Origin of the sequence: Rhodococcus sp. D-6 (assembly GCF_040256695.1) — a bacterium.
GTDB classification, from domain to species: Bacteria; Actinomycetota; Actinomycetes; order Mycobacteriales; family Mycobacteriaceae; genus Rhodococcus; species Rhodococcus pyridinivorans.
Genome location: NZ_CP132970.1, coordinates 3,620,793 through 3,636,141, shown reverse-complemented (window position 1 = coordinate 3,636,141; position 15,349 = coordinate 3,620,793). Strand labels below are relative to the sequence as shown.

The 15,349-nt window shown below is 66.0% G+C and carries 16 protein-coding genes; 10 read left to right on the top strand and 6 right to left on the bottom strand.

Translation table 11 applies throughout. From position 1 onward, the window contains the following. Positions 1-2: 2 nt before the first annotated feature. Both RBB84_RS16910 and RBB84_RS16905 read right to left on the bottom strand, forming a co-directional pair. Positions 3-440, bottom strand: a complete 438-nt coding sequence (locus tag RBB84_RS16910) for a PaaI family thioesterase (RefSeq protein ID WP_064257349.1) — start codon at positions 438-440, stop codon at positions 3-5. Positions 441-497: 57 nt separating this feature from the next. After that, positions 498-1,835 (bottom strand): wax ester/triacylglycerol synthase domain-containing protein, encoded by a 1,338-nt coding sequence (locus RBB84_RS16905; RefSeq protein WP_064257340.1) that lies wholly within the window; start codon positions 1,833-1,835, stop codon positions 498-500. A 140-nt stretch (positions 1,836-1,975) separates the two neighbouring features. Between RBB84_RS16905 and RBB84_RS16900 the strand changes: the two genes are divergently transcribed. The 6 genes from RBB84_RS16900 to RBB84_RS16875 all read left to right on the top strand — a co-directional run bounded on the left by RBB84_RS16900 (position 1,976) and on the right by RBB84_RS16875 (position 8,167). Next, positions 1,976-2,605, top strand: a complete 630-nt coding sequence (locus RBB84_RS16900; RefSeq protein WP_019290804.1) for a hypothetical protein — start codon at positions 1,976-1,978, stop codon at positions 2,603-2,605. Between the two features lie 211 nt (positions 2,606-2,816). Further along, on the top strand, positions 2,817-3,758 hold the full coding sequence (locus RBB84_RS16895; RefSeq protein ID WP_006553674.1) for an Ig-like domain-containing protein: 942 nt from the start codon (positions 2,817-2,819) through the stop codon (positions 3,756-3,758). A gap of 115 nt (positions 3,759-3,873) precedes the next feature. Further along, positions 3,874-4,800 carry a sugar ABC transporter permease gene (locus RBB84_RS16890; RefSeq protein WP_024102126.1) on the top strand — a complete coding sequence of 309 codons (927 nt, stop codon included), beginning with the start codon at positions 3,874-3,876 and terminating at the stop codon, positions 4,798-4,800. A gap of 23 nt (positions 4,801-4,823) precedes the next feature. Next, positions 4,824-5,690 (top strand): carbohydrate ABC transporter permease, encoded by an 867-nt coding sequence (locus RBB84_RS16885; RefSeq protein WP_228045187.1) that lies wholly within the window; start codon positions 4,824-4,826, stop codon positions 5,688-5,690. Positions 5,691-5,714: 24 nt separating this feature from the next. Continuing rightward, entirely contained in the window at positions 5,715-7,043 is a 1,329-nt protein-coding gene (locus RBB84_RS16880) for an ABC transporter substrate-binding protein (protein WP_039585301.1), read from the top strand. An 11-nt stretch (positions 7,044-7,054) separates the two neighbouring features. Continuing rightward, the gene (locus tag RBB84_RS16875) at positions 7,055-8,167 is read left to right on the top strand and encodes an ABC transporter ATP-binding protein (protein WP_064257339.1); all 1,113 of its coding nucleotides are present in this window, start codon (positions 7,055-7,057) and stop codon (positions 8,165-8,167) included. Here RBB84_RS16875 and RBB84_RS16870 read toward each other — a convergent pair. The 3 genes from RBB84_RS16870 to RBB84_RS16860 are packed head-to-tail and all read right to left on the bottom strand — an operon-like array spanning position 8,133 to position 9,758. Next, positions 8,133-8,621 carry an SRPBCC domain-containing protein gene (locus RBB84_RS16870; protein ID WP_064257338.1) on the bottom strand — a complete coding sequence of 163 codons (489 nt, stop codon included), beginning with the start codon at positions 8,619-8,621 and terminating at the stop codon, positions 8,133-8,135. The genes RBB84_RS16875 and RBB84_RS16870 overlap by 35 nt on opposite strands. Before the next feature lie 3 nt (positions 8,622-8,624). Next, the gene (locus RBB84_RS16865; RefSeq protein ID WP_006553668.1) at positions 8,625-8,966 is read right to left on the bottom strand and encodes a metalloregulator ArsR/SmtB family transcription factor; all 342 of its coding nucleotides are present in this window, start codon (positions 8,964-8,966) and stop codon (positions 8,625-8,627) included. Positions 8,967-8,996: 30 nt separating this feature from the next. After that, complete coding sequence (locus tag RBB84_RS16860; protein WP_024102122.1) at positions 8,997-9,758, bottom strand: DeoR/GlpR family DNA-binding transcription regulator; 762 nt, start codon at positions 9,756-9,758, stop codon at positions 8,997-8,999. A gap of 206 nt (positions 9,759-9,964) precedes the next feature. Between RBB84_RS16860 and fgd the strand changes: the two genes are divergently transcribed. From fgd to RBB84_RS16845, 3 genes are read left to right on the top strand one after another with little or no spacing between them, the layout of a single operon-like run. Beyond that, positions 9,965-10,969, top strand: a complete 1,005-nt coding sequence (gene fgd, locus RBB84_RS16855) for a glucose-6-phosphate dehydrogenase (coenzyme-F420) (protein WP_138844654.1) — start codon at positions 9,965-9,967, stop codon at positions 10,967-10,969. Positions 10,970-10,989: 20 nt separating this feature from the next. Further along, on the top strand, positions 10,990-12,642 hold the full coding sequence (gene pgi, locus RBB84_RS16850; protein ID WP_247849561.1) for a glucose-6-phosphate isomerase: 1,653 nt from the start codon (positions 10,990-10,992) through the stop codon (positions 12,640-12,642). 3 nt (positions 12,643-12,645) lie between these two features. Beyond that, the gene (locus tag RBB84_RS16845; protein WP_006553755.1) at positions 12,646-12,945 is read left to right on the top strand and encodes a WhiB family transcriptional regulator; all 300 of its coding nucleotides are present in this window, start codon (positions 12,646-12,648) and stop codon (positions 12,943-12,945) included. Between the two features lie 13 nt (positions 12,946-12,958). On the opposite strand, the gene RBB84_RS16840 is transcribed toward RBB84_RS16845, so the two are convergent. Next, on the bottom strand, positions 12,959-14,362 hold the full coding sequence (locus tag RBB84_RS16840; protein WP_064257490.1) for a PLP-dependent aminotransferase family protein: 1,404 nt from the start codon (positions 14,360-14,362) through the stop codon (positions 12,959-12,961). Positions 14,363-14,399: 37 nt separating this feature from the next. On the opposite strand from RBB84_RS16840, the gene RBB84_RS16835 reads away from it, so the two are divergent. Then, a complete protein-coding gene (locus RBB84_RS16835) occupies positions 14,400-15,281 on the top strand; it encodes a DMT family transporter (RefSeq protein ID WP_064257489.1) in 882 nt (293 codons plus the stop codon). Positions 15,282-15,349: the final 68 nt, after the last annotated feature.

Genomic DNA, 15,349 nt, shown 5'->3' with positions numbered 1-15,349 from the left:
GCTCAACGATTCAGATCGATCAGGCGAGCGCTGCCCTGCGCCGCCGCACACATCTTCTCCGTCCCGTCCTCGGTGACGGCGTAGATCTCGCAACGACACAGTGCCTGCCTGCGACTGGTGCTGACGATCGTGGCGACCGCGCGTAGGAGTGCGCCCCCGGCGGGCCGCAGGTAGTCGAGGCTCATGCCGGTCGTCACGATCGACGGCCCGAGGGCCGTGCCTGCGGCGAACGTGAGCGCATTGTCGGCCGCGTAGGCCAGAACACCTCCGTGCGCGAAGCCGAACTGCTGGAGCAGTTCCTCCCTGAGCGGTATTTCCAGGACTGCCCGGCCGCGCTCGTACTCGGTCAGACGGGCTCCGATCAGGACGCTGAACGGTTGCGATGCCAACACCTTCCGGGCATCGGTGAGGGTACGGATCTCGGCGATCTTCTCCGACATGCACAGCAAGGTACTCCGCTCCTCGGTTCCCGACCGCCACATCGGAGCGGCCGGCAGTCACTGTGCGGAGGCGACGATCGAGCGGAACTGTTCGCGCAGGGCCTCCGTGAGGTCACGGTGTTCGGGGACGAGATCGGGGTCGACGACGACCGCCACGGTCAGTGTGTCGGCATAGGACAGGGCCGCGAAAGCGACCGCGACGTTGCCCGTGGTGACGATCATCGGCACCATCGACGCGACAGGCACTCCGGCAACGGTGAGCGTCGACGACGGTCCCGGCAGGTCGGACAGGAACGAGTTGACCCGGCGCTGCCGGTCCACGAACCGGCGGAACGCCCCGACGGCCGCAAGGGCGCGGAAGACCGGACCCAGTAGTTCGGCAGACAGGCCCCGCACGTTCGCCTTCTGCAGTCGGGTCGTGCGGGAGACGGATACCGACCGGTGCTCCGGGGTCCCGTCCAGCGGTACCCGGACGGGCATGACGCCGACGCGATTGCCCAGTTGCCCACCCGTGGCAGCGGTGCGGGCGGAGACCGGCACCGAGATCATCAGCTCGGACGGGAACTCGCCGCGCTTGTGCAGGATGGTGGCGAGGGCGCCCCCGACGGCGACCAGCAGCACATCGTTGATCGTTGCGTCCCACTGCCGTCCCGCCCGACGGAGCGTGTCCAGATCCACCTCGACGGTCCTGAGCGCCAGACGAGACCCGATGGGCGCGTTCAACGAACACCGCGGGGCACGTCTGCCGGCGCCCCTCCCGAGTTCTGTCCATGCTGCAGGAAGACGTGCGACGGCTCGCGGTGCCCGGCGGAGCGCCCGCAAGTGACCGATTGCATTGTCGTAGAACAATTCTCGTCTGGGTGGTTGCGTTGAAGCGCGCTGTTCGGGCATGGGCGGTGTGCTGTCCGTGTCGTCGACGAGATGCGCCAGGATCGACAGACCACCGATCCCGTCGGCCAGGACGTGGTGCAGCACCATCACCAACGCCGTGTGCCCGTTCGGGTCCGCGATGTCGGTGACGAGCAGCGCGCGCCACAACGGCTGCGATCGGGGCAGCGGCCGGGTAAGGGCGTCCGCGGCGAGCGTCAGTGCGGCGTCCCTGTCGCGGGGACCGGGGCACCGCACCTGGGAGAAGTGGGCATCGATGTCGAAGTGGGCGTCGTCGAGCCAGTAGGGACGCCCGAGTCCGAAGGCCGGCTCGATCAGGCATTGCCGCAGGCGTCGAATCCGGACGAGGCGTTCGGCGAGCACGGTCATCAGTGTCGTGGGGTTCGTCAGGTTCTCACCGGCGAAGAAGATCGCAGCACCGACATTCATGGGTACCCGTCCCACGTCCGAGACGAGTTCGATCAGGTCTCCGGGACCGATGCGGTCGATGCCGTTCGAGGCCGCCACCCTTCGAGGATGACAGACGCACGCTGTCCGTCTATTGCCTACGGCCGAGTAGGGGAGCAGTGTGAACACGGGTGGTTTCGGGTGGGGGGTCGCGCCGAAACGACCGGCGACGCCGCGTCGGCGCCGCCCTGAGGAGAGGGGTGCCGATCGTGTTTGCACGCTCCACCACAATTCATGCGCATCCGTCGTACATCGACGCCGGGATCAAGCACGTACGCGACATCGTGATGCCTGCCCTGGCGGACATGAACGGTTGCCTGGGGCTGTCCCTGCTGATCGACCGCGGCTCGGGCCGATGCATCGCCACCAGCTCCTGGCGGGACGAGGACGTGTTGCGCTCCAGCGAAGGCATGGCCCGCATGCTCCGGGACGAGGCGGCCCGGATGTTCCATGCCACCACGGACGTGGCCAACTGGGAGATCGCCGTCATGCACCGCGATCACCACTCGACCCGTGGGTCCTGCTGCAGTGTCACCTGGGTCGACATCGATCCCGCGCAGGTGGATCGCGGTGTGGACATGTGGAAGATGGCCGCGCTGCCGCGGATGGAGGAACTCGAGGGTTTCTGCAGCGCCAGCCTGATGCTCGACCGTGCCGGTGGTCGCGGGGTGACCTCGTTGACGTTCGACAGTGCCGAGGCGATGGACCGCACCAGAGCACATGTCGACGACATCCGCTCCGAGGTGACTCGGGCAGCAGGCGCCAGGGTGCTCGATACCGGTGAGTTCGAGCTCGTCATCGCCCACCTCGACGTCCCGGAAACGGTGTGACCGCGGGTCTGCGGCGCGGGTGATATCCGTTCACCCGCGCCGTGGCCGTCCGCATTCGTAATAGACCACTCGGTCCGCTGAACTGGGAAAACGCCGAGACCGTCCGCATTCGAATTGCCCGTCCGTAACCGTCCTGTGTCTAATGAACGGGTACGAGCACGCCGCGCAGGGGAAGTAAGGCGCGGCGCACCGCTGAACGATGGGTTGTGGAATGTTCGAAAAGCGAGCTTTGTCGAACGGTCGCCGCACGGGCCGCCGATCTGCGCGGATCGGTGCTGCACTCGTGGGCGCAGCCGCCGTGGCACTGGCCACCGCCGGTCCTGCGAGCGCGGCACCGCTGTGGCCCGGTGGGCCCGAGGTGCCGAGTGTCCAAGAGCTGATCGAAGGGCTCACGCCGCCCGGGGTGACGCCGCCGCAGCTTCCGCCCCAGCTCGCTCCCGAGCCGGCCGCCCCGTTCTCCGCTCCGTCCGTCAACCCGTCGAACGGGGAGACGGTGGGTGTCGCGCAGCCGATCATCATCCGCTTCAACGAGGCCGTCGGAGATCGTGCAGCCGCCGAACGCGCCATCCGCATCACCACGCAGCCGCCCGTCGACGGGCACTTCTACTGGGCGTCGAACACGCAGGTCCGCTGGAAGCCGTTCGAGTTCTGGCCTGCGAACACCGCGGTGACCGTGAAGGCCGGCGACACTCAGTCGTCGTTCACCATCGGTGACGCTCTGGTGACGGTCGCCGACAACAACACCAAGACCATCACCGTCACCCGTAACGGCGAGGTCGTCCGCACCATGCCGACGTCCTTCGGCAAGCCCGGCCACGACACCCCGAACGGCACGTACATCGTCGGTGAGAAGTACCGCGACATGTACATGGACTCGTCGACCTACGGGGTGCCCGTCGACAGCCCCGAGGGATATCGCACCTACGTCGAGTACGCGACGCGGATGTCCAACAGCGGCATCTTCCTCCACGCCGCACCGTGGTCGGTCGGCGCGCAGGGCAACACCAACGTCAGCCACGGCTGCCTCAACGTGAGCACCGAGGACGGCAAGTGGTTCTACGAGAACGCCAAGAAGGGCGATCCGGTGATCGTGCAGAACACGGCCGGTGGAACCCTCAACGGCTGGGACGGTCTCGGCGACTGGAATCTCTGACACCGACGCACATCTCCGACGCCCCCTGCTTCCGGTTCGTAACGTTCGTCCGGAATAGCAGGGGGCGTCGCCCTTTCGTAACCCATGGTTCGTTCTGTCGGCACACACTGCTCCGGTGTCACCGAGTCCGGAACGAACCCTGCCGCAACACGAACGCGGCCTCCGCCACCGCCCGTGGCGCGATTACGCGCTCTTCGCGGCATTGGTCGGGCCCAATCTCGCGCTGTTGATCCTGTTCACCTACCGGCCTCTCGCCGACAACATCCGGCTCTCCTTCTTCGAGTGGAACATCGCGAGCCCGAACTCGACCTTCGTCGGACTCGCCAACTACCGAGAATGGTTCACGCGTCCCGACAGTTGGGAGATCGTCGGCAACACCATCGTGTTCACCGTGGCGACCGTTGCCGGTTCGATGGCACTGGGACTCGGGCTCGCACTGCTTCTGGACCGTAGGCTCCACGGACGCAATCTCGTCCGGTCGGCGCTGTTCGCACCGTTCGTCATCTCCGGTGCAGCCGTCGGAATCGCCTTCCAGTTCGTCTTCGATCCGAACTTCGGTCTGGTGCAGGACGTCCTGACCCGGGTGGGAATTCCGACGCCGGACTTCTACCAGGACCCCAACTGGGCGTTGGTGATGGTGACCCTGACGTACATGTGGAAGAACCTCGGCTACACCTTCGTCATCTATCTCGCTGCACTGCAGGGACTCCGGCCCGAGTTGAGCGAAGCCGCCGCCATCGACGGTGCCTCCCGGGGGACGACCTTCCGGCGCGTCGTCCTTCCGCAATTGCGGCCCACCACCTACTTCCTGTCGATCACCGTGCTGCTCAATTCGTTCCAGGTCTTCGACATCATCAACGTCATGACTCGTGGGGGTCCGTTGGGGACCGGCACGACCACGATGGTCTACCAGATCTACGACGAGTCGTTCCGCAACTTCCGTGCCGGCTACGGCGCCACCGTTGCCACCATCATGTTTCTGGTACTGCTCGCGGTGACCGTTTATCAGGTGCGCATCATGGACCGAGGAGGTCACTCGTGACCGCTGTCGCGGAGAAGTCTGTCGTGCACCTGGTCGCACCCGCGGACGAAACGCGTTCGCACCGAAGACGAGAGCGCGCCGTCACGGCTTTGGCCTATGTCGCCATGGTGCTCGTGCTGCTGGTGGTGGCTCTGCCCTTGTACTGGATTGTCGTGACATCGTTCAAGGAGCGGCCCGACATCTACACGCTGCCGGTGACCTGGTGGCCGAGCGTCTTCCATCCGCAGAACTACACGGAGGCAACCGAATCTGTGCCGTTCGGGTTGTTCCTGCGCAACTCGATCGTCATCACGACGATACTGGCGACGGTGAAGTTCGTCCTCGGAGTGTTCAGTGCGTTCGGTCTCGTGTTCCTGCGGTTCCCCGGCAAGAACATCGTCTTCCTCGGCATCATCGCCGCGCTGATGGTGCCGAACCAGATCACCGTCATCTCCAATTATGCGCTCGTCGCGGACTGGGGTTGGCGCAACACCTTCCAGGGCATCATCGTGCCGTTGGCAGGCGTGGCCTTCGGAACGTTCCTCATGCGCAACCATTTCCTGTCCATTCCGGCCGAGATCATCGAAGCCGCACGGATGGACGGAGCGGGCCCGTTCCGGCTGCTGTGGCGCGTGGTCCTCCCCGTATCCGGCCCGACCATGGTCGCGTTCGCGCTCATCACCGTCGTGAACGAGTGGAACGAGTATCTATGGCCGTTCCTGATGGCCGACGACGCATCCGTTGCGCCGTTACCGATCGGGCTGACACAACTCCAGAACAACGACGGTGTCACGAACTGGGGTCCGGTCATGGCCGGCACCGTGCTCGCGATGCTGCCGATTCTCGTGATTTTCCTTGTGCTGCAAAAGCACATGATCAAGGGCCTCACCTCCGGTGCGGTCAAGGGCTGAATCCTCAGGGAGCTGGGAATGGACATCAGGAACATCGACAGGCGTCGTTTCCTCGGGCTGACCGGTCTCGTGGCTGCGAGCGCTGCGCTGACCGCATGTGCAGGGACGGGCGGTGGCTCGTCCCAGACTTCGGGAACGGGATCGGTATCCGGCGATGCATCGCGGATCAGCTTCTGGTCCAACCACCCCGGCAAATCCCAGGACGTGGAGAAGGAGCTGATCCGGCGGTTCCAGGACGCGAACCCGGGCATCACGGTCGATCTCATCGACGGTGGCAAGAACTACGAGGAGGTCTCACAGAAGTTCAACGCCGCGCTCTCCGGCGGCGACCTGCCCGACGTGGTCGTGCTGTCGGACGTGTGGTGGTTCAACTATGCGATCACCGGTGCGATCACCCCGCTCGACGATCTGTTCCGCGAGGTGGGAGTGGACACCGGCGACTACGTCGATTCCCTGCTCGCGGACTATCTCTACGAGGGGAGTCACTTCGCTCTTCCGTACGCGCGGTCGACTCCGCTGTTCTACTACAACAAGCAGGTGTGGCAGCAGGCCGGACTTCCCGATCGCGGACCCGACACCTGGGAGGAGTTCGACGAGTGGGGTCCCCGCATCCAGGGGGTGGTCGGCGACGGCAGGCTCGCGCACGGCTGGGGCAACGCCAAGGATTACCTCGGATGGACCTTCGAGGGCCCGATCTGGACCTTCGGTGGTGCCTATTCCGACGGATGGGACCTGAAGTTCACCGACGAGAAGACAATTGCGGCAGGTGAATTCCTGAAGCGCATGATCCACGACAAGAAGTACGCCGCGGTGACGACCGATATCGCGAACGACTTCTCCGCCGGTCTCATCGCCTCCACGATCGCGTCCACGGGAGACCTGTCGGGTATCACGCAGAACGCGTCCTTCGAATTCGGGACGGCCTTCCTGCCGGCTCCCGAAGGCGTCGCGGGATGCCCCACCGGTGGTGCGGGTCTGGCGATTCCGTCCGGTATCTCCGACGAACGCAAGCGCAATGCCCTGAAGTTCGTCGAGTTCGTCACCAACGGCGACAACACCGCGTACTTCTCACAGAACATCGGTTACATGCCGGTCCGGAAGTCCGCGGTGGACAACCCCGCCATGAAGGAGTACCTCGAGGACAACCCCAACGCACGGACCGCGGTCGACCAGCTGGCCGTCACGCGCTCCCAGGACTACGCCCGGGTGTTCGTCCCCGGTGGCGATCAGATCATCGGGACCGGCCTGGAACGGATCGCACTGCAGAACGCCGACGTCGCAACGACCTTCGCCGACGTGCAGCAGCAGCTGCAGGCGGTCGTCGACAGGCAGATCACCCCCAACCTGAAGTAGAAGGAACACCATTGGCTGCCATCGCCTTCCGCAACGTCACCCATCGGTATCCCGGTGCCGATCGTCCTGCCGTGGACCGACTGGACCTCGACATCGAGGACGGGGAATTCCTCGTCCTCGTCGGGCCCTCGGGATGCGGCAAGTCGACGAGCCTGCGCATGCTCGCCGGTCTCGAGGCGGTCGACTCCGGGCGCGTGGAGATCGGTGGTCGTGACGTCACAGGACTGCCACCGAAGGCCCGTGACGTCGCGATGGTTTTCCAGAACTATGCGCTCTACCCGAACATGACCGTGGCGGAGAACATGGCTTTCGCTCTGCAGAACGCGGGGATGAAGAAGGACGAGCGCACGGCCCGAGTGCTCGAAGCCGCCCGGATGCTCGAACTGGAATCACTGCTGGACCGCAAGCCCGGAAAGCTGTCGGGTGGTCAGCGTCAGCGTGTCGCGATGGGGCGCGCGATCGTCCGTCACCCGGCAGTGTTCTGCATGGACGAGCCGCTTTCGAATCTCGATGCGAAACTGCGGGTCAGCACCCGCGCGCAGATCGCCGAGTTGCAGCGGTCGCTCGGCACCACCACCGTGTACGTGACCCACGACCAGATCGAGGCGATGACGATGGGAGATCGTGTCGCCGTCCTGGAGAACGGCCGCCTTCAGCAGGTCGCGTCGCCTCGGAAGTTGTACGACGAGCCGGTGAACACCTTCGTCGCCGGGTTCGTGGGGTCGCCGGGGATGAACCTCGTCGAGGCAGCTGTACACGACGGGTACGCCGAACTCGGAGCGCTGCGAATCCGCGTTCCGCGTTCGGTGGATTCCGATCGCGTGGTGATCGGGGTCCGTCCGGAATCGTGGACGACCGTGGGGGCGTGGCGATCCGACTCCTGGTCGCTACGGACGGTCCTGGTCGAGGAACTCGGTGCCGAGTCGTTCGTGTACGCGGTGCCGAAGGACACCGTGGACGGAGATGCCGACAGGATCGTCGTCCGGTGGGATCGGCATGTGCCCGTCTCGTCGGGTTCCGAGATCCACGTGATCCCGAAACCCGACGAGGTGTACTGCTTCTCCGCACGGACCGGGGTTCGGCTCGGTGCTACTGCTCCGCTACCAATGCGTCGATCTGGTTGATGGCGGACGAGGCGCCCTCGACCACGCCCATGTCCAGAACCTGCTGGAGCGCTTCGGCGCTCTCGTAGGTGCTGACATAGGTTGCGCGCGTGCCGCCCTCGAACTCCTCGAAACTGTAGACGCACCGTGAGACGGGTAGTTCCGGCTTCGGGGTGAAGTCCGGCTCCGCGAAGCCGTCCAGGAACGAGAAGCCCGTCGGTTCGTCGACGGTAGTGATATCCCAGTAGCCGGCGTACTTCTCACCATCGGGGCCGGTCATGAAGTAGGTGGTACGGGTGCCGGGCTTCAGATTGTGGTCGACCACCGTCGCGGGGAAGGTCGGGGGTCCCCAGATCTTCTCCAGCTGACGGGGATCGGCGTAGACCTGCCAGATGCGGGACACCAGGGCGGCGAACTCCGCGGTGATGGTCAGGGTCGGCTGGTCGGAGTCGTGCCGGACGTCGGTTACAGGCATTTCTCAGCCTTCCTCGGAGGATTCGGATGCGATGAGTTCGTCGATGCGCGCGATGCGTCCGCGCCAGAGCTGCTCCATCTCGGTGAGCATGGACGCCACCGACCGCACTGCCGCCACGTCACCACTGGCCAACTGCTCGCGACCGCTGCGTCGCTTCACGAGCAGACCGGCCTTCTCCAGCACGGCGACGTGTTTCTGTACTGCGGCGAAGGACATGTCGTAGTTCGCTGCGAGAGCGGACACCGAGTGCTCCCCGGCCAGGACGCGTCGCATGATGTCTCGTCGGGTCCGGTCGGAGAGCGCGTGGAACAGGGCATCGGCCCGGTCCTCGTCGTCTCCGCTCACATCCCAAATGTACAACCGAATGATTGTATGTCAAGAGTTCGAAGCGATCACGAGTCGGTCGCCGTAGGCTGCCCGCTTCTCCTCGTCGAAGCCGCCGTCGGTGACGATGCACGAGACCTCGTCGAGGCTCGCGACCCGGGCGAGCGCGCGCTCTCCGAACTTCGAACGATCCGCCACGACGATCGTCTTCTCGGCCGACCGGATCATCGCCCGCTTGATCGGGATCTCCAGCGTGTTGGTGTTGGTGATGCCGGCAGTGGGGTGCACGGCGTCGGCACCGAGGAACGCCCAGTCGGCCGAGTAGTCCGAGAGGAACTGCACGGCATGGTCGCCGACCAGGGTGTAGACCGAGCCGAGGAGCTCGCCTCCGGACACGAGAAGCCGGACATCGGGAAATGCCGCAACGTATTTCGCGATACGCAGGTCATTGGTGAGGACCGTCAGTGACGCCTTGTGTCGCAGTGCGACCGCTACCTCGTAGGTTGTGGATCCACTGTCGAGCACCACGCTGTCGCCGTCGGACACCATGGCGGCCGCTACCGCCGCGATCGCCACCTTCTCCTCACGGCGTACGTCCTTCTTGAGGGCGTACGGCACCTCGAGGCCCGCGCCCTCGACCGCTCGGGCGCCCCCGTGCGTGCGCTCGACCTTCCCTTCACGGGCGAGCGAATCGAGGTCGCGACGGATCGTGGACGCGTCGACGCCGAGATCGGCCGAGAGGGTCTTCGCATCGACATATCCGTCGGCGAGGATTCGGTGGAAGATCTCACGTCGCCGTGCGGTCGCTGACACGATTGCTCCTAGGGCTCTGGGCACTCGAATTTTTGGGTACTCGGACGCCGTGGTCGGGGGTCGGTGCACGACCATAACGCACGGGCGACACACCTTTGCGTGGATATTGACACTGTCTGCGCTCAGTGTGCATGATTTCGTGCAGGATTTGCGCGATAGTGCGTGATCGTTTCGCTGGCACCACGTTGTTCGGAGGTTGCACGGTAATGCTGAAGTTGGGATACAAGGCGTCGGCGGAGCAGTTCGGGCCGCGCGAGCTGGTGGAGTTGGGTGTGTTGGCCGAGGCGCACGGGATGGATTCGGCGACGGTGTCGGATCATTTCCAGCCGTGGCGGCACAACGGTGGGCATGCGCCGTTCTCGTTGGCGTGGATGACCGCTGTGGGGGAGCGCACCGAAAGGTTGCAGCTGGGCACGAGTGTGCTCACGCCGACGTTCCGGTACAACCCGGCGGTGATCGCGCAGGCCTTCGCGACGATGGGGTGTCTGTATCCGGGACGGATCTTCCTCGGGGTCGGCACCGGCGAAGCACTCAACGAGATCGCCACCGGCTACGCCGGCCAGTGGCCGGAGTTCAAGGAACGCTTCGCCCGGCTGCGCGAATCGGTGCGGTTGATGCGCGAGCTGTGGCGCGGAGACCGGGTCGATTTCGAGGGCGAGTACTACACCACCAAGGGGGCGTCGATCTACGACGTGCCCGAAGGCGGTATCCCGGTCTACGTCGCCGCCGGCGGTCCGGTGGTTGCACGCTATGCCGGACGCGCGGGGGACGGGTTCATCTGCACCTCGGGTAAGGGCATGGAGCTCTACACCGACAAGCTGTTGCCGGCCGTCGCCGAGGGGGCGGAGAAGGCGGAGCGGGATGTGGCGGGGATCGACAAGATGATCGAGATCAAGATCTCGTACGACACCGATCCGGACAAGGCGTTGGAGAACACCCGGTTCTGGGCACCGTTGTCGCTGACGCCGGAGCAGAAGCATTCGATCGATGATCCGATGGAGATGGAGGCGGCGGCGGATGCGTTGCCGATCGAGCAGGTCGCCAAGCGGTGGATCGTGGCGTCGGATCCGGATGAGGCGGTCGAGCAGGTCAGGGCGTATGTCGATGCGGGGTTGAATCATCTGGTGTTCCATGCGCCGGGTCATGATCAGAAGCGGTTCCTGGAGTTGTTCGAGCGCGACCTCGCCCCGCGCCTGCGCGCACTGGCGTGACGAAAGGCGTTGGCAGAAACATGGATACGGAAACACAGGATGTGACGACCACGGAGGCCTGGCGAGCCCTCGATGCCCATCGCGACGAGATCGCCGCGGTGTCCTTGCGGGAGCTGTTCGCGATCGAACCGCAGCGCGCGCAGGCGTTGACCTCGCACGCCGGGGATCTGGTGGTCGACTTCAGCAAACAACGTCTCACCGGTCGCACTCTCGAACTGCTCCTCCAGCTGGCGGAGCAGACGGGTGTGGCCGCGGCTCGGGAGGCGATGCTCTCGGGTGCGCACATCAACGTCACCGAGGATCGGGCGGTGCTGCACACCGCCCTGCGCCTGCCACGCGATGCGCAGTTGATCGTCGACGGGGTCGATGTCGTCGCCGATGTCCATGCCGTGCTCGACCGGATGGGCGAGTTCACCGACCGCCTCCGCAGCGGCGACTGGCGCGGCGCCACCGGGCAGCAGATCACCACGGTGGTCAACATCGGCATCGGCGGCTCCGATCTCGGCCCGGCGATGGTCACCCGCGCACTGCGGCGCTTCCACGACGGGCCGGCGACGCGGTTCGTCTCCAACGTCGACCCCGCCGATCTGACCGCGGCACTGGCCGACCTGGACCCGGCGACGACCGTGTTCATCGTCGCGTCGAAGACGTTTTCCACCCTCGAAACCCTCTCCAACGCCACCGCCGCCCGCCGCTGGCTCGTCGACGCCCTCGGTGAAGACGCGGTGGCGAAGCATTTCGTCGCGGTGTCGACGCACACCGAGCGGGTGGTCGAGTTCGGTATCGACCCGGCGAACATGTTCGAGTTCTGGGACTGGGTCGGCGGGCGTTATTCGGTCGGCTCGGCGATCGGGCTGGCGGTGATGTGCGCCATCGGACGTGAGCGGTTCGCCGAGTTCCTCGCCGGCATGCACACCATCGACACCCACTTCGCCACCACCGCCCCGGCACAGAACGCACCGTTGCTGGCGGGGGTGATCGGGGTGTGGAATGCGAGCATCCTCGGTTATCGGTCGCGCGCGGTGGTGCCCTATGCGCAGGATCTGGCGCGGCTGCCGGCCTATCTGCAGCAGCTGACCATGGAATCGAACGGCAAATCCGTGCGCGCCGACGGCACACCGGTGGTGTGTCCGACCGGGGAGGTGTTCTGGGGTGAGCCCGGTACCAACGGTCAGCACGCCTTCTTCCAGTTGCTGCACCAGGGCACCGAGATCGTCCCCGTCGACTTCCTCGGCCTGGCCCGTAGCGGCGACGACCTACCCGCCCGCGACGGGCAGACCAGCATGCAGGTGTTGTTGCTGGCGAACATGTTCGCCCAGGCCAAAGTGTTGGCCTTCGGGCGTGATGCCGACGAGGTCCGCGCCGACGGCGTCGACGAGGCGTTGGTGGCGCACAAGGTGATGCCCGGGGATCGGCCGTCGACGACGATCCTCGCCCCGGAACTGACCCCGTCGGTGGTCGGGCAGATCATCGCCTTCTACGAACATCAGACCTTCGTCCAAGGCGTCGTGTGGGGGATCGACTCGTTCGACCAGTGGGGCGTCGAACTCGGCAAGACCCAGGCCACCGCCCTGCAGACGGTGCTCGCCGGCGACGAGATCCCCGAGACCGGCGACGCGTCCACCGACCACCTGATCGAGGTTTACCGCACCCTGCGCGATGGAGGGAGATAGGACATGCCCGCGCTGAAGTTGCTCTATCTGCCGCCTCCCGTTACCGAGGAATGGGATTGGCAGATGGACGCGGCTTGTCGCGACGCAGACGGATCGTTGTTCTTCCACCCGGACAACGAGCGGGGCGACGCGAGGGAGAACCGGATGGCCTCGGCCAAGAAGGTCTGCGCTCGTTGTCCGGTGCGGGAGAAGTGCCTGCAGTACGCCCTCGATTCCGGTGAACGCTACGGGATCTGGGGTGGGCTCACAGAGGACGAACGCACCCGGGTGAGGAAGGCCCGCCGGCGCCGCACGAGCCGGTGACGTCCGCTCGCCCTCACCCGCCGGAGACGACTTTTCCGATGACCCGCGCGGCCTCCCGGAAGGCCGCCGGATTCGGTCCTGCGTAGTTGAGCCGGAGGTACTGACCGGTGGGCTCCGCCGGGAACCACTCGTCACCTGCCGCGACGAGCACCCCGGCGGCCTCGCACTCGTGCGCGACGGCCTCGGCGTCGACGTCGTCCGGGAGCCTGCCCCACAGGTTGAGCCCACCGGACGGTAGCCCGTCGACAGCCACATCCGGTGCGAGCTCACGAAGTTCGCTCACGAGAAGGTTGCGGCGCGATTCGAGCTCGCGCCGCACCGCCCGCAGATGGGTCTGCCATGCCGGCTGGGTGACGACGTCGAGCGCGACCGTCTGGAGAACGCCGCTCACATAGACGGATTCGGCCTGCACGTCGGCGAGGATGCGTTCGCGAGCCGGTCCACGCGCGACGATCGCCGCGACCCGCACCGACGGCGCGACACTCTTGGTCAGGGAGCGGACATAGACGACGTGGCCCGAATCGTCGCGGGCGAACAGCGGAACGGACGGGGCCGAGATCCCGAAGTCGTGGGCCCAGTCGTCCTCGATGACGAACGCTCCCGCATCGCGCACGACGTCGAGGACCCGCTCGCCGGTCGACGACGACCATTGCGCCCCGGTGGGATTCGCGAAGTTCGGTTGTGCGTAGAAGGCGCGGGCCCGGGTCCGATCGAAGGCGCGGGCCAATTCGTCGGGATCGGGCCCATTGGGTCCGCTGGAAACCGGTACGAGCTGCACGCCGGCCTTCGTGGCCGCGAGGATTGCACCCCAATAGGTCGGTGACTCCACGATGAGGGGATTACCGGCGCCGACGAGTGCGCGGAAGATCGACCCGAGCCCGCTCTGACTGCCGGGGGTGATGATCACGTCGCCCGCGGACGGCGGGGCCGTGCGCGCGTTCGTCGCTTCCGACAGCTCCGCGGCGAACCACTCCTGCAGTTCGGGAAGTCCTGCAGCAGGTGTCCGTCCTACAGCGGCGTCGCTGCGGGCTGCGCGTGAATATGCTCCGCGGACAAGGCGTTCGGGAAGCAGCGTGCGGTCGGGATAGCCCGAGTGGAGTGAGACCACATCGTTGGACACGGTGCGCAGGGCGGCGGAGGCGCGAGGCAACGAGGGAGCCGTTCCGAGCGCTTCCGTCTGCCAGCTGTGATCGATCGTGTTCGACGTGCGGATCCGGCGGACGAAGGTTCCCACACCGGTGCGACTCTCCACGAGACCCCGGATCTGGAGTGTCTTCAATGCTTTCTGCACCGTGACGGGGCTGACGCCGTACTGCGCGACGAGCGATCTCGTCGACGGCAACCGGGCGCCGGGTGCTGCGGTGGCGATCCACCGGGTCAGTTCCGCCACGAGCTGGGAACTGCTACTGTTCGACATGAGATTGAAGAGTAGCGCTATCGTGTCGGCCGGGCCAGTGCTATCGCCCGATCCTCGCGGGCTCGCCTGGGGTCTGCTCGGCGTCGCAGGCTTCTCCCTGACCGTGCCGCTCACCCGCATCGCCGTCGAGAACGGGGCGATGTCACCGCTGTTCGTCGCCGCCGGCCGCGCGGTCGTCGCGGCGGTTCTCGCCGCTCTGGCGCTCGCGCTCACGGGGCAACGACTCCCGAACACGCATCAGTGGCGCAGGATCGCCGTCGTCACAGGTGGGGTGGTGATCGGATTCCCCATGCTCACCTCGTACGCCCTGACCATGGCACCGGCGAACCACAGCGCGATCGTCATCGCGATCCTTCCGGCTGCGACCGCGGTGGTCGCGGTGTTGCGGGCCCACGAACGGCCGCCCACCCCGTTCTGGGTCGCGGCGGGTGCGGGGACGGTCGCCGTCATGGCCTTCGCGGGCCTGCGTGGCGGAGGTGCCGCGGGATTCGGTCGAGCCGATCTGCTGTTGCTCGGCGCGGTGGTCGCCGCCGCCGTCGGTTACGCAGAAGGCGGGCTGCTGGCGCGGGAGATCGGTGCGTGGCAGACGATCTCGTGGGCACTGGTGCTGGGGGCACCGTTGATGGTGACACTCACCCTGGTCTCGCTCGCCGACGGACCGCCGCAGGGTGGGGTGACGCACTGGGCGTCGTTCGCGTACCTCGGCATCGTCAGCATGTTCCTCGGGTTCTTCGCGTGGTACCGAGGTCTGGCCATCGGGCCGATGGCTCGGGTCGGGCAGGTGCAACTGACCCAGCCGATCATGACGGTCGGCTGGGCCGCCTGGCTGCTGGGAGAACCATTGACATGGGCAGTGTTTGCGGGCGGTGCCGTCGTCGTGCTGTGCGCCGGCACCGCCGTCCGCGTCCGTCGGAATTGAACGTCGGTCCTTGTCGAGGAAGAAGTCCCCAGCGCGGGTTGTCGCCGACGACGGGTTCCGTGTTTTCG

What these genes read in the sequence shown, in the direction of transcription:
- RBB84_RS16870 (WP_064257338.1), bottom strand. Translation starts at nt 8,621, where the DNA reads ATGCCTGTAACCGACGTCCGGCACGACTCCGACCAGCCGACCCTGACC.
- pgi (WP_247849561.1), top strand. Translation starts at nt 10,990, where the DNA reads ATGGATACGGAAACACAGGATGTGACGACCACGGAGGCCTGGCGAGCC.
- RBB84_RS16845 (WP_006553755.1), top strand. Translation starts at nt 12,646, where the DNA reads ATGCCCGCGCTGAAGTTGCTCTATCTGCCGCCTCCCGTTACCGAGGAA.
- fgd (WP_138844654.1), top strand. Translation starts at nt 9,965, where the DNA reads ATGCTGAAGTTGGGATACAAGGCGTCGGCGGAGCAGTTCGGGCCGCGC.
- RBB84_RS16840 (WP_064257490.1), bottom strand. Translation starts at nt 14,362, where the DNA reads ATGTCGAACAGTAGCAGTTCCCAGCTCGTGGCGGAACTGACCCGGTGG.
- RBB84_RS16895 (WP_006553674.1), top strand. Translation starts at nt 2,817, where the DNA reads ATGTTCGAAAAGCGAGCTTTGTCGAACGGTCGCCGCACGGGCCGCCGA.
- RBB84_RS16910 (WP_064257349.1), bottom strand. Translation starts at nt 440, where the DNA reads ATGTCGGAGAAGATCGCCGAGATCCGTACCCTCACCGATGCCCGGAAG.